We start from the raw sequence: 13,062 nt of genomic DNA on the forward strand, positions 1-13,062 counted from the left end.
TCGACCTGTCTGGCTAGTTGTCGACCCGCTTAGACCCGTTGCACAGGTCCCGGGTATTGAGCGACAAGCGGATCTGCCGTCAGCAAAGTAATACCTTCCGTCCACGCCTGAGCCACGAGGATACGATCAAACGGATCCTTGTGAATTGGCGGCAGCGTGTCGACTGCAACTGCATGCGCACTCTCAATCACCAACTCGCTGTAGCCATTATCCAGCAGACCGCGGCGCAGTAGCCGCGGATCGACTCGAAAGTCCTCCCTGCCCAGGCCACGCTTGATTGCAACCTCCCACAAGCTGGCCGCGCTGAAGAACAGTTCGTACGCGCGATCTTCGATCAATCGACGAGCCTCAGGGGACAAACGATGAGGCTCTCCCGCAGCCCACAGCAGGAGATGCGTGTCGAGCAACAATTTCATAGCCCCTCACCGAACATTTGCGCGATCTGCTCGGCGCCCATCTGATCAAAATCATCTGGCACGGTGAATTGGCCCGCCATAAATCCGAGACGCCGGGTCTGCCCCTCTAACGGGGTATCCAGGGCAACCACCTTGACCAACGGCTTGCCGGCCTTCGCAATGACGAACGGCTCGCCATGCGCGGCTTCTTCCACGAGGCGGGACAAATGGGTTTTAGCCTCATGAATATTCACAGTTTGCATAGCACGCCCCAATTGAACTAAGTTCTATTAGTTTAGTTTAAAAATGGCGGCCCTGCAAACCTTCCAGCGTGGTCACTCAGCTTAGTGTTGTTAGGATTTGATGCGTAATTTAAATGTAATATATCTGAACCAAATAGCCCGGAGCGACCGCTCCGATCAAGCGACATAACCCTCCTCGCCATCGCATCACAGATTTCAATTGCAAACGTGTACAAACGCATACATTTGTACTAAGCTGGTTTTCAGCGAACCCGAAAACAGGTGCTGTGTCATGCAAACCGTATCCGTGCGCATTCCCGAAGACGACCTCGCATGGTTGTCGAGCCTGCAATTGCAAGGCGCCTCCAGCCCCAGCGACAAGATCCGCGCGCTGATCGCGGACGCCCAGCGCCGCGCCACCGGCGAGAACGATTTCGTCAGTTGCGTTGCCCTGCTGCGTGAACAGGTGCGGCCGCTGCTGGAGGCTACCCAGGCCTACGAGCACGCCACGCACTCTCACTCGGAGATCGTGACGTTGCTGGCCACGCAAATGCCGGAGCTGATGGCAAGCCTCATCACCGCGTTGCCGGACGGCAAAAGGGTCGCGGAGGTGGCGCGCGAAATCGAAGCGCGCCTGACCGCCAAGGCCATGCGCATGCTGCTGGGCCTGTTGCGGCTCGCCGTCACGCAAAGGCCGCCCACCTACGATCCCGCGGTCCTGAATCACTATGTGACGGAGTTGCAGGAACTCACCCAGGTCATCCAGGTGGCGCGGCCTCCCGGATAGCGCCTTGGCCGCCCGATTCCGCCCATTTCATCGCAGCAGTACCGTTTTCCGCCCTATCCAGGAGCTAGCATCATGACGACAGAACGTCTGGGTAACCGCATCAGACGATTGCTCACGGCCAACGTGCATGCATTGGTCAGTTCGCTCGAAAGCCGCACGCCGCAGGCCGTGCTGGAGCAGTACCTGCGCGAGTTCGACGAAGTGATCGCCCAGGCACGCATCGAACTGGGCCGGCACGAAGCTGCGCGGCATCAGGCCACCAAGGCCATCACCCGCGTCAACAACGAAATCGAACGCCTGAATGAGCTCATCGCCACGGCCCTCGCGCAAGGCGACGAAGCCGCCACGCACGCCGGCGCCGAGCGTCAGATCGATCTCGAAGACCAGCTCGGCACGCTCAACCAGGCGCTGCAGGAAGCCATCGAGCATGCCAGTGCGGCCGAATCGGACCTGCTCGGCCTGCGCGCCAAACGCGCCGAGATGGAGCAGGCGCTTGGGGAAATGATCGCCGCGCGCACGGTAGCGCAACGCGCGAGCAGCGTCGACGGCGTCTCAGGGGCGGCAGCCGGCATTCGTGCCGAGCAGCTGGAGCAAGGCTTCAACCGCACGATGACGGGCGCCACGGGCCTCGCGGGTTTGCAAACCGCCCCCGCGAGCGCCGATCCCTCATTGCTGCGCCGCCTCGAAACGCTGCACAAGGAACAGCGCATCAACGAACGCGTCGCGCGTCTGAAGGCGGCGAGCGACAGGCCGGTCGGCGAAAACTCGTGACCCACCCACTGATTCAGGGAAAAAAACAACAATGACTCCGCTTCTGCTACCAGGGAATGCGCCCTTCGTAGCCGCGATCGGCCTGATGATCGCCATCGGCGCGCTCGAGGGCGTCACGCTGCTGTTCGGTCTGAGCCTCACCGAACACGCCGGCAGCATGCTGGTAAGCCACTTCGGCATCGACCACTCCGGCGCGGGGGCCGACACCGGCGTGATCGGCCAGTTGCTGGGCTGGCTGCATCTGGGGCGCGTGCCGCTCCTGATCCTGCTGATCCTGTTCCTGCTTGGCTTCGCGATCATCGGCTTGCTGCTGCAAGCGCTGCTGCATGCGCTCGCCGGCTTCATGCTGCCGCCGGCTGTGGCCGCGGCCATTGCTGCGCTGGGCGCGCTGCCCTTCGTCCGGCAGAGCGCGGCGGTGGTGGGCCACTATCTGCCGCAGAACGAAACGTCGGCGCTGTCGGAAGCGGATTTTGTCGGACGCACGGCGCAGATCGTCACGGGCGAAGCATCGTCCGGCAATCCCGCCGAAGCGCGTCTCGTCGACGAATACGGTCAGCCGCACTATCTGCGCATCGAACCCGACGACGCGGAGGTGCGTTTTGCGCGCGGCTCGACCGTCCTGATCGTCTCACGTGTCTCCGGCTCGCTGTATCGCGCCATTGCCAATCCACGTCCGGATCTGCTGTAACGGGTTCACCTGCGGGATCGCCGGCGCAATGCATGCGCGGCGCCCGCGGCTTTGTCACGCCGTTTCATTACATGGGAGTTGAGGAACAACATGGATGCCATATTTTTCTGGGGTGCCACTGGTCTCGCAGTGGTGATAGGCCTGTCGGTGATCGGCCTGATCTTTGCGCGGCTGTATGTGCGCGCGTCGGCCGAGCGCGCGTTCGTGCGCACCGGCCTCGGTGGGCAGAAGGTCATCATGAGCGGCGGCGCGGTCGTGCTGCCGGTGTTTCATGAGGTCGTCGCCATCAACATGAACACCTTGAAGCTTGAAGTCAGCCGCTCCTCGCGCGACAGCCTGATTACCAAGGACCGCATGCGCGTCGACGTGGTGGTGGCGTTCTTCGTGCGCGTCAAGCCGACTTCGGAAGGCGTCGCCACTGCCGCGCAAACGCTCGGCCAGCGCACCAACGCACCGGAAGACCTGCGCGCGCTGGTCGACGACAAGTTCGTCGACGCGCTGCGCTCCACCGCCGCGCAGATGACCATGCAGGATCTGCAGGACGCCCGCGAGAACTTCGTCCAGGGCGTGCAGAACACGGTCGCCGAAGACCTGACCAAGAACGGCCTGGAACTGGAAAGCGTGTCGCTGACCAACTTCAATCAGACCTCGAAGGAATTCTTCGACCCGAACAACGCGTTCGACGCCGAAGGCCTGACCAAGCTCACTCAGGAAACCGAGCGCCGTCGCAAGGAGCGCAACGAAGTCGAGCAGGATACCGAAGTATCGGTGCGCGAAAAGAACCGCGATGCGCTCGCCAAGAAGCTGGCCATCGAGCAGCAGGAATCGTTCATGAAGCTCGAGCAGGAGCAGCAGGTGAAGACCCGCACGGCTGAGCAGAGCGCGCGGATTGCCGCCTATGAAGCCGAGCGTCATCAGGAAGCCGAGCAAAGCCGGATTGCGGCGGAGCGCCAGGTGCAGGAGTCCGAAATCCAGCGCGAGCAGGCGGTGCGTACCCGCAAGGTGGAAGCCGAGCGCGAAGTTCGGGTGAAGGAGATCGAGCAGACCAAGGTCACGCAAATGGCCGCGATTGAACAGGCCAAGGTCACTGAGATCGCCACTCAGGACAAGGCGATTGTGATTGCCTCGAAGTCGGAGGCGCAATCGCAGGCTCAGGCGCGCGCCAACGAAGCGCTTGCCGAAGCGGTGAAAGCCGAGCAGCTGGTGGAAACCACCCGCCGCACGGCGGAAGCCGACCGCGCCAAGCAGGTGGCGCTGATCGAGGCCGCCCAGCAGGCCGAAACCGCCGCCGTGCACGTGACCACCCAGGCGCGCGCCGAACGCGAGGCGGCGCAGATGCAAGCCACCGCGATCGTCGAGCTGGCCGAAGCGGCCCGCAAGAAGGGACTCGCCGAGGCCGAGGCGCAACGCGCGCTCAACGACGCGATTAACGCGCTGTCGTCCGACCAGACCAGCCTCAAGTTCAAGCTGGCGCTGTTGCAGGCGCTGCCGGCCGTGATCCAGCAGACGGTCGAGCCGATGAAGGCCATCGACGGCATCAAGATCATCCAGGTCGACGGCCTGAACCGCAATGGCGCCGGCAGCAACGGTGTGGACGGCGTGGCGGGTGGCGGTTCCGGTCACAACGGCACGAATCTGGCCGAGCAGGCCATGTCCGCGGCGCTCGCCTATCGCGCGCACGCACCGCTGATCGACTCCCTGCTCAAGGAGGTCGGTCTTTCCGGTGGTTCGCTGCAGGGACTGGTTCCGGGCCTGGCGGCAAACGGTGTGGATGCTGCAGCGATTGAGGCGTCGGCCCATCCGGCAACGCCGGCCATCGCGCAGCACGGCGAAGCGGGTCCGGCGCATTCCAGCGCGCCCGCCAACGGCGTCGCCGGCCAGGGTCCGAGCTACGGCCCGCGCTAAACAGCAAGGCCGAACCCGCCTCCTCGCCTGAACGGACAACGGGCTCGTGAACCCCTGGGTTCACGAGCCCGTTTGCCTTTCCATCAGGCACGGGCGGCACGGGCGCCGCCCGTTCAGAACTTGTGACGGATCGCGGCGCGCACCGCAAACTGGTTCGACGACGACGACGTGCCCGCCGAGCCCGGAATATACGCGTCGTCGAGCACGGTGTCGGTCTTGTCGCCGGCCACTTTCTGGTACGCCGCCTGGAAGTAGAAGTCCGTGCGCTTGGACAGGTTGTAGTCGGCCATCAGCCCAAAGGTGTGATATTTCGGGTTCTCGTTGCCGGAGGTGGCATCCATGGTGGCCGCGGTGTAGACATACTGCACGCCCACAAAGAAGGCCGGCGTGAACTGGTACTTGCCGTTCACCTCGAAGTTCTGGAACTTGAGCGCCGTCAGCGTGCCGCCGTTAGGCGGGGTGATCGAGCCGACATACGCCGAGGTATCGGTCGCGGCAGGCTCGCCGACGTTCGTGTTGGTATAGACGAAGCCGACTGTCGCCCCGCCGAACGTGTAGTTCACCCCGCCGCCGAAAATGCGCAGCCGCTCGGAGATGAAATTGGCGTCGTCGGTCGCAATGGAGCCGCTCGTCGTCAGGCCGGGATTGTCGGCCTGCAGGTAAGCGCCCGTCACCAGCAGACCGCCGCTCGTGTACTGGCCACCCAGGCTGTACTGACGGTTGTTGGCGAAGTTGGTGTCGTTGCTGAAACTGTAGGTGCCGCCGAACTGCAGGCCGGCAAAGTCAGGACTCGCGTATTTGATCGTGTTGTTGACGCGGAACGAGTTGTCGGTGTTGTCGTTATCGTAGGGATGCGAGAGCAGGTAGCCGCCCCAGTTGCCGTTGGCCGTGGCCTGCGCCAGATAGTCGACCACCGAGTCGTACTGCCGGCCAAGCGTCACCGTGCCGTAGTTGGCGGCTGTCAAGCCGACAAACGCCTGACGGCCGAACATGCGGCCGCCCTGGCCAAACGCCCCGGTGCTCGCGTCGAAACCGTTTTCAAGGTCGAAGATTGCCTTCAGCCCGCTGCCGAGATCCTCGGAGCCCTTGAGGCCCCAGCGGCTGCCTTGCGCGTAGCCGCTCTCGAGCTGGTAGGCGGACTTGTCGCCGGCATTGCTCGTGTAGTTGATACCTTCGTCGATCACCCCATACAGCGTAATGCTGGTCTGCGCGAACACAGGCAGAGCGAAGGCTGCGGTCACAGCCAACGCGATCATGTTCTTTTTCATGAAGATCTCCCGAATCTCTAGTCATTAGCCTGTCGGCTAGCCAACTTTGAGACAGCTCTTCTTGTTTTTCAGCAGCAACTACATTAGGGCTTTAACGATCACGAGTGGTGAAAACGATGCTTGCACACCGTTAGTGGGTCGTCCATCGGGACAAGTTAGGCCGTCGCAAATCGTTGCTAAATGTCCACGCGTACACATTCGCATATTGCGCAATTTGACAGTTGTGCTTGGCAGTTTGCGATGTTCATCCGGGCTCGGTTTACGCTGACGAACCGGCTCAAAACGCCTGGCCGAACAGCCTGCGGCAACCCGCCTCGCCGCCTCTTGCATGGCTCGCGCACACCTTTTCGTAATTACATGAAATAATTTCGAAAGAAATCTCACCCGGCCAGCCAAACTCGCTTTCCGTCATACGCAATGCAAAAGTCACCCTCCCGTCTGCTCGAACTCGATTTCTTTCGCGGACTGGTCCTGATGATCATCGTAGTCGACCATATCGGCGGCAGCATCCTGTCGCGTGTCACGCTGCACGCTTACGCGCTATGCGATGCGGCCGAAGTGTTCGTGTTCCTCGGCGGCTTCGCCACCGCGACGGCCTACGCCACGCTCGCCGCACGGCGCACCGAGGCAGCCGCCCGCCACCGCTTCCTGCGGCGTTCGCTCGAAATCTACCGCGCCTTTCTCGTTACCGCCGGCCTCATGCTCGCGGTCAGCGCGGTGCTGATCGCCTTCAGCGTCGACGCGCCGAATCTGACCATCACCGATCTCGAAGACTTCATGGATGCGCCGCTCGCCGCGCTGCGTGACGTCCTGCTGTTCAGGCGTCAGCCCTATCTGGCCTCGGTACTGCCCATGTATGCGTTTTTCGCGCTGAGCGTGCCGCTGGTCTTGCCGCTCGCGCGTAGCCGGCCCTGGTGGCTGCTGGCCGGCAGTATCGCGCTATGGGCCGCGGCGCCTGCTGTGGGTGCCTATTTGCCGGCCGTCGAAGACGCGCAATGGGACTTCAATCCGCTCGCGTGGCAACTGCTATTCGTCCTCGGGGTGCTGGCGCATTGCCAGCCGGTCTACCAGAGCGTCAGCGCGCACCGCATGGGATGGCTTGTCAGCCTGCTTGCATTGGCTATTGTCGTGGCAGCGGCCTGCTACAAGCTCTTCATCGAACATACTCCGCTCGATGCGAACTACAAGCAGAATCTGTCGTGGCTGAGAGCCGGCAATTTTCTGGCGATTGCATGGCTCGTCGCCAACCTGATCCGGCTCGGCTGGGTGAAGAAGCTCGCGCAATGGCTACCGTGGGTCGGCATGGTCGGCCGCAAGGGGCTGCTGTGCTTCGTGGCGGGCGCGGTGATCTCGCTGGTAGCCGATTCGCTGCTGTACACGGCGACGGACGGATATCTCGACATACCGCTCGGGCTCGCCACCGATGCCGCGGCGATTGGCGCGCTACTCCTCGTCGCCCGTCTGGCCGAACCGGTCAAGCGCCTGATGAGCGTGCGCGCCGCCCGGACGGCAGGCCGCGTGTCCAGTTAAAGAAAGGCACGGTTGCCCGCGGCAATGCTCCCCCCGTCGCAGCAATGAACGAACCCGCGCGCCACACCCGCTCAGTTTTTACCCTCATGTCCAGACAGTCCCCTCCCGTTCCGCTGCCGTTCGTGCTCAACGTACTGCGCAGCGCTCTCACTCTTGCCGCCGCCCTGGCTGCGCTTGCCGCATTCGCCGCCGTCGTCCCCGCCGCGTTCGCCAGCACGGTCGTGAGCCGCAGTTTTCATGCAGCCGCCCTTGAGCGCGACTGGGCCTATACCGTCTATCTGCCCACCGGCTATCACGCCAATGGCGCACGCTACCCCGTGCTGTACCTCCTGCACGGCAACAACGGCAATGCCAATGACTGGCTCTCGCAAGGCCATCTGCAGAGCACCGTTGATGCGCTGATCGAACGCAAGGAGATTCCAGCGGTTGTGATTGTGATGCCGCAAGGCGGCACCGACTGGTACGTCGATCGCAAGGAGAAAATGGAAACCGCGTTCTTCAACGACTTGCTGCCGGAAGTCGAAGCGCAGTATGCCGTGGCGAATCAGCGCGGGGGACGGATGATTGGCGGCGTCTCGATGGGCGGTTTCGGCGCACTGCGCTATGCGCTCACGCAGCCGGAGCGGTTCTGCAGCGCCATGCTGCTGAGCCCCGCGATCTATCCGAATGAACCGCCGCCCGGGTCAGCCGCGCGCCGGGTCGGGGTGTTCGGCGATCATCAGTTCGATCCGCACGTGTGGCACGCGCTCAACTATCCGGCGCAATGGGAGCGCTATATGAGCCGGCCGTACCGGCTGCCGGTCTTCATCGGCGCCGGCGACGACGACCTGATTATCCAGGCCGACGCTTCCGTGCTTTATACCAACCTGCGTTTCGCCGGAAATCCGGCGGCGCTGCGCATTATCGACGGCGCTCATACATGGGATGTCTGGAGCGCGCTGCTACCCGCGGCCCTGAAATACACACTGGCTTGCGTGAAGGCGCCGCTCGACACCAACGCTATCGCACCCAGTCAGTCCACAGCACCATCAACACCGTCATCAACGCCGGACCGATAAAAAGCCCCAGCAGCCCGAAGGTCTCCGCGCCGCCCAGTATGCCGAACAGCACCAGCAGAAACGGCAGGCGGGTCGAGCTGCCGATGATCACCGGCCGCACGAAGTGTTCGGCGATAAACACGACAACAAAGCCGAACACCGCAAGGCCGATCGCCCACGCGACGGTTCCCTGCGCGAACAGCCACAGCGCGGCGCCGCAAAACACCAGCGGCGCGCAGAACGGCAGCATGGCGGCGACCGCCGTCACGAGGCCGAGCAAGGCGGCGTGGGGCACGCCGGCCACCGCATAGGCGAGACCCAGCAGCGCGCCCTCGCCGATCCCTACCACCACCAGCCCGGCCACCGTGCCGCGCACCGCCGCTGCCATGCGCTCGAGCAATTGCGCGCCGTTCTCGCCGAAGGCGCGTCGCGCCCCTTTGAGCAAGACCCCGGACAGACGCGGCCCCGCCTGAAAAATCACAAACAGCGTCACCAGCATGAAACCGAACACCATCAGGCCACGCACGGCGCGGGCGCCGAAATGACGGCCGAAGGTCATCACCGCCTCGCCATGCAGCCCCTTCATGGCAGGTGATTCGCGCAGCGGCTGGGCGAGGTTTGCCTGCCACCACGCACTCACCTGCTGCGCGCCGAACGGCAGGCGCCGAACGATGTCAGGCATGGCGATGCCTTTTTCCTGCACGCCCTTGAACCACTCCATCAGATCGTGTGCTTCGTGGCCCGCCTGACCGAGCCCTATCGCAACCGGCAGCACCACCAGCAAGGCAATCGCAAGCGTCAGGATGGCGGCGATCAGCGTCGTGCGTCCGTGCAACCATTTGCGATCGTTGATTTTGCGCAGCACCGGCCACAATGCAATCGCGATCACACAGGCCCAGCCCACTGCCGGCAAGAAATCGCGGATGATCCACAAGGCCAGCAGCACAAGGCCGACATACAGTAAGACGGAGGCCACCTGCTGCGCTTTCTGGCGCCCCGGTGAATCGGGTTCGGGGGATACGGGGGGCGGACGTGTGACCATGTGACCTCTATGAAATATGTGCACGAGCCGACCGGAAAAACGCAAACCGGCTACACTAGCTCCGGCTCGGCTCGTCAATGTTCACATCTTAAAGGAAGCGGCCGCGCCTTCCGTTTCACCGCCTTCCCACGTCGCGCTGAGATCAACACTGCGTTGCAAAAATCCGCTCTATATCGGAATTGCGCGCTGCCCCACCCCGCAAACCCACGTCTTTTCGTTCCATCAGCAAAGTCAAGCATCATTGTTGCTATTTGGAGAACAGTGTTTCAACTGGCGCACAATGGCTCTCGGGCTCGCACAGGAATACATTCGGCACACCACATATACGGAGCCGACAATGAAGACCATAGAGTCCCTGCCCCTTGACGGTGCCAATGGCGTACGCATCGAGATTCTCGAGCGCTCCGACACCACGCTGGTGATCCGCTGGGTCGAGCCGGGACGCTGTCACTACGGCGAACAACGCTGGCGCCGGCGCTCGGCGCACACGTCGGGCACCTGCGCTGTTTCGCGCCGCAAGATCCGTCGCGGCGATGCGGTCTTCAAACCGGCCGAGCGCCCGGCACCGTCGAATGCAGCGGCGATGATTTCGGTCGAAACCTTGTGCAGTCTGGTTGGGGAATTGCAGGCGGCGTAGTGAGCCGGTGAGCGGTGAGTTCGGCCAGTGTCGTTAGCCGGTCAGTCAGTTTTGGGGCGCGCGGCGTCCAGCAAAAAGCCGCATACGAGGTCGTGCAAATATTGCACGGTTGGGCTGGTCGACAATGCGCGCCAGCAGCCATGCACGAGTCCTTCGCCTATCCATACCCGAGCGCGCCCACCGGCCGCATGAATTCGTTCTGCGAAAACACGTGCGTCGTCGCGCAACGGATCGTGTTCCGCGCCGATTGCGAGCGTTGCAGGCAGACCGTCGAAACGTTGCGCGTGAAGCGGAAAGGTCCATGGCGGTGGCGGTGCATCGCCCCAGTAGAGATGCCGGAATGCATGGACGTCCGCTAGCGTGAGCATCGGCGCGTGGGCTTCGGTATCACGGGCCGGCAACTGTGGCTCGGCGCCCAGCATCGGATAGATCAGCGCCATGCCGCGGACGCCGTCGATGCCACAATCGCGCAGGACCATCGCCACGCTCGCCGCCAGATTGCCACCGGCGCTATCGCCGGCCAGCAGCAAGGGCGCCGCTAGCGACGCAAAAGGCAGGCGGCCCGCGAGCGCCGCAAGCGTCACCTCCAAGCAGTCCTCATGCGCTGCCGGCGCGCGATGTTCAGGCGCAAGCCGGTAGTCCACCGCAATCACACATAAGCCGGTATCTGCCGCAAGCCGCGCGGTCGCGAACTCGTGGCTATCCAGTGAACCCATCACAAAGCCGCCGCCGTGAAAATACAGCACGGTACCTCGTGTGGCCGGACGGTCTGCGGGCCGGTACAGACGCAGTGCGATCACATGACCGGCATTCGAACGCAAACCCCCATTCTCGATCTGCAGACCCGCGGGTAACGGCGGCGTGAGCCCGGCCGCGTAGCGATCGTAGATTGCACGCTGCTGCGCGACTGGCAGCGTTGCCGTGTTGGGGGGATAGACCGCCTCGGTCTGCGCGACGAAGGCGGCGATTTCGGGTTCCAGCTTGGGGTCGAGCTCAGGTTCAAACTTACGTCGAGGCTCAGGTTCGTGCATGGCGCCGCTCCTCGCGTTTCTCCGCCTGCCTTCGCGACCGGTTCACGCGCTCGCCTTTGCCACGGGCAACCCAATCAGCCGCCCGGCCCACGCCGCGGCAGGCAGCGCCGCGCACGAGCGCGCCAGTTGATCCACGCACTCGGCGACATCCTCGTCGAAAGCCACCGAGCGTGGTCCACTGGTGTCCACATGCAACAGCATCTGCTCGCTCGCCGCCACCGGTTCCGCGCCGCCGTCGGCAAACATCTCAAGGTAGACATGCAGTCGCTTGGCATCATGCGCCAGCAACCGCATCTCGACACGCACCTGGGCGCCCAGCTTGATCTCCTGCAGATAGTTGATATGCGCTTCGAGCGTGTAGATGGAACGGCCACGCGCGCGGCGAACCACGTCCGGCAGACCGATCTGGTCGATCAGCGCGTCGGTCGCGTAGCTGAAGATCAGCATATAGAACGCGTCGCGCAGATGACCGTTGTAATCCACCCACTCGGCGCGGACGGTATCGCGGTATGCCGGCAGCGGCGAGGTATGCGACATGTTCAGGCGTCTCCCTGGTTCGTGGCGGATTGCTTGTGGCGGACTGCTTGCCGTGGATTGCCTGCGGTGGATTGCCTGCGGTGGATTGCCTGCAGTGGATCGTTTTAGGCAGCACGTTTGCGCTAGCGTACCCTGCATCCACCGTTGGCGCATCTGGACGTGCGCTGCATCGCATCTCCACGCAGCATCAGTCTTCCGGACGCAGGCCGTAACGCGCCTTGGTCTCGCCAATCGCCGCCAGCACGCTCGTAATGCATTCGTCGCGGTAGCGCTCCAGCTCCTTGATCGAACGCGGCCCCACCTGTTCGGCCGTGCCGTCCACGACGCGGTCGATCAGCTCGTCGGTCAGCTTCGGCGCCACCAGTTTGGTCCATGGCAACTCGAGCGCCGGACCGAACTGCTGCATGAAGTGACGCATCCCCGCATCGCCACCCGCCAATGTGTAGGTCAGGAAGGTGCCCATGAACGACCAGCGGATACCCGCGCCAAAGCGGATCGCATCGTCGATCTCCCCGGTGGTGGCAACGCCTTCGTTGACCAGATGCAGCGCCTCGCGCCACAGCGCCTCCAGCAGCCGGTCGGCGATAAAGCCCGGCACTTCCTTGCGCACCCGCAGCGGCCGCATGCCAAGCGACCGATAGATCGTCACGGCCGCCTCGATGGCCGCCGGCGCGGTGCGCTCGCCACCTAACACTTCGACAAGCGGCAACAGATAAACCGGGTTGAACGGATGCCCCACTACGCAGCGCTCGGGATGCAAGGCGCGCGCATAAAAGTCGCTCGGCAACAGACCCGACGTAGACGAGCCGATAATCGCCTCCGGTTTCGCTGCGCGGCTGATCTGCTCGTGCAGGGCGAGCTTCAGTTCTTCGCGTTCAGGCGCGCTTTCCTGGATGAAGTCGGCGTTTTCAACGCATTCCTCAATAGTGCTAACGAACTTCAGACGCTCTTGCGATGCGCCCGGCGCCAATCCGACCCGCTCCAGCGCGGGCCATGCGTTCGCGACGTTGTCGCGCAACTGCTTCTGAGCGCCGGGCGCGGGGTCCCATGCAACTACATCCAGCCCATGGGCGAGCGCACGCGCCACCCAGCCGCTGCCAATCACCCCTGCCCCGATTGCTGCAAATGTCTTGATATCGACGATCACTGCCATTGCTGACGATCCTTTGCGAAGCGCTGTGAGTTGTGTATT

Annotated in this window: 14 protein-coding genes; 7 read left to right on the top strand and 7 right to left on the bottom strand. The window is 63.2% G+C overall.

Going from position 1 to position 13,062, the window contains the following annotated elements:
* Window positions 1–29 precede the first annotated feature (29 nt).
* Entirely contained in the window at window positions 30–416 is a 387-nt protein-coding gene (locus FFS45_RS13155) for a type II toxin-antitoxin system VapC family toxin (RefSeq protein ID WP_137955080.1), read from the bottom strand.
* On the bottom strand, window positions 413–658 hold the full coding sequence (locus FFS45_RS13160; RefSeq protein WP_137955081.1) for a type II toxin-antitoxin system prevent-host-death family antitoxin: 246 nt from the start codon (window positions 656–658) through the stop codon (window positions 413–415). Before FFS45_RS13160 ends, FFS45_RS13155 begins: the two co-directional genes overlap by 4 nt.
* A 271-nt stretch (window positions 659–929) precedes the next feature.
* On the opposite strand from FFS45_RS13160, the gene FFS45_RS13165 reads away from it, so the two are divergent.
* From FFS45_RS13165 to FFS45_RS13180, 4 genes are all read left to right on the top strand, one after another.
* Window positions 930–1,424: a hypothetical protein gene (locus FFS45_RS13165; RefSeq protein ID WP_137955082.1), complete on the top strand. Its 495-nt coding sequence runs from the start codon at window positions 930–932 to the stop codon at window positions 1,422–1,424.
* A gap of 72 nt (window positions 1,425–1,496) precedes the next feature.
* On the top strand, window positions 1,497–2,195 hold the full coding sequence (locus tag FFS45_RS13170) for a PspA/IM30 family protein (RefSeq protein ID WP_137955083.1): 699 nt from the start codon (window positions 1,497–1,499) through the stop codon (window positions 2,193–2,195).
* A gap of 31 nt (window positions 2,196–2,226) precedes the next feature.
* Window positions 2,227–2,883, top strand: coding sequence for an OB-fold-containig protein (locus FFS45_RS13175; protein WP_137955084.1), 657 nt, complete (start codon window positions 2,227–2,229; stop codon window positions 2,881–2,883).
* A 90-nt stretch (window positions 2,884–2,973) separates the two neighbouring features.
* Window positions 2,974–4,788 (top strand): flotillin family protein, encoded by a 1,815-nt coding sequence (locus FFS45_RS13180; protein ID WP_249362771.1) that lies wholly within the window; start codon window positions 2,974–2,976, stop codon window positions 4,786–4,788.
* A 113-nt stretch (window positions 4,789–4,901) separates the two neighbouring features.
* Here FFS45_RS13180 and FFS45_RS13185 read toward each other — a convergent pair whose 3' ends face one another.
* Window positions 4,902–6,056 (bottom strand): porin, encoded by a 1,155-nt coding sequence (locus FFS45_RS13185; RefSeq protein ID WP_137955085.1) that lies wholly within the window; start codon window positions 6,054–6,056, stop codon window positions 4,902–4,904.
* Window positions 6,057–6,473: 417 nt separating this feature from the next.
* On the opposite strand from FFS45_RS13185, the gene FFS45_RS13190 reads away from it, so the two are divergent.
* Both FFS45_RS13190 and FFS45_RS13195 read left to right on the top strand, forming a co-directional pair.
* Window positions 6,474–7,586, top strand: coding sequence for an OpgC domain-containing protein (locus FFS45_RS13190; protein WP_137955086.1), 1,113 nt, complete (start codon window positions 6,474–6,476; stop codon window positions 7,584–7,586).
* 86 nt (window positions 7,587–7,672) lie between these two features.
* Window positions 7,673–8,644 carry an alpha/beta hydrolase-fold protein gene (locus FFS45_RS13195; protein ID WP_137955087.1) on the top strand — a complete coding sequence of 324 codons (972 nt, stop codon included), beginning with the start codon at window positions 7,673–7,675 and terminating at the stop codon, window positions 8,642–8,644.
* Here FFS45_RS13195 and FFS45_RS13200 read toward each other — a convergent pair.
* Window positions 8,586–9,665, bottom strand: coding sequence for an AI-2E family transporter (locus tag FFS45_RS13200; protein ID WP_137955088.1), 1,080 nt, complete (start codon window positions 9,663–9,665; stop codon window positions 8,586–8,588). The genes FFS45_RS13195 and FFS45_RS13200 overlap by 59 nt on opposite strands.
* Before the next feature lie 337 nt (window positions 9,666–10,002).
* Here FFS45_RS13200 and FFS45_RS13205 point away from each other — a divergent pair, with 337 nt between their 5' ends.
* Window positions 10,003–10,302, top strand: a complete 300-nt coding sequence (locus FFS45_RS13205) for a DUF3331 domain-containing protein (RefSeq protein WP_137955089.1) — start codon at window positions 10,003–10,005, stop codon at window positions 10,300–10,302.
* A 41-nt stretch (window positions 10,303–10,343) separates the two neighbouring features.
* Here the strand turns inward: FFS45_RS13205 and FFS45_RS13210 are convergent, their stop codons facing one another.
* The 3 genes from FFS45_RS13210 to FFS45_RS13220 form a co-directional block, all read right to left on the bottom strand.
* Window positions 10,344–11,333: an alpha/beta hydrolase gene (locus FFS45_RS13210; protein WP_137955090.1), complete on the bottom strand. Its 990-nt coding sequence runs from the start codon at window positions 11,331–11,333 to the stop codon at window positions 10,344–10,346.
* Between the two features lie 42 nt (window positions 11,334–11,375).
* Window positions 11,376–11,870, bottom strand: a complete 495-nt coding sequence (locus tag FFS45_RS13215; protein WP_137955091.1) for a thioesterase family protein — start codon at window positions 11,868–11,870, stop codon at window positions 11,376–11,378.
* Window positions 11,871–12,057: 187 nt separating this feature from the next.
* Entirely contained in the window at window positions 12,058–13,023 is a 966-nt protein-coding gene (locus FFS45_RS13220; RefSeq protein WP_137955092.1) for an L-carnitine dehydrogenase, read from the bottom strand.
* Window positions 13,024–13,062 lie beyond the last annotated feature (39 nt).

Source organism: Burkholderia sp. 4M9327F10 (genome assembly GCF_005503145.1).
Taxonomy (GTDB): domain Bacteria; phylum Pseudomonadota; class Gammaproteobacteria; order Burkholderiales; family Burkholderiaceae; genus Paraburkholderia.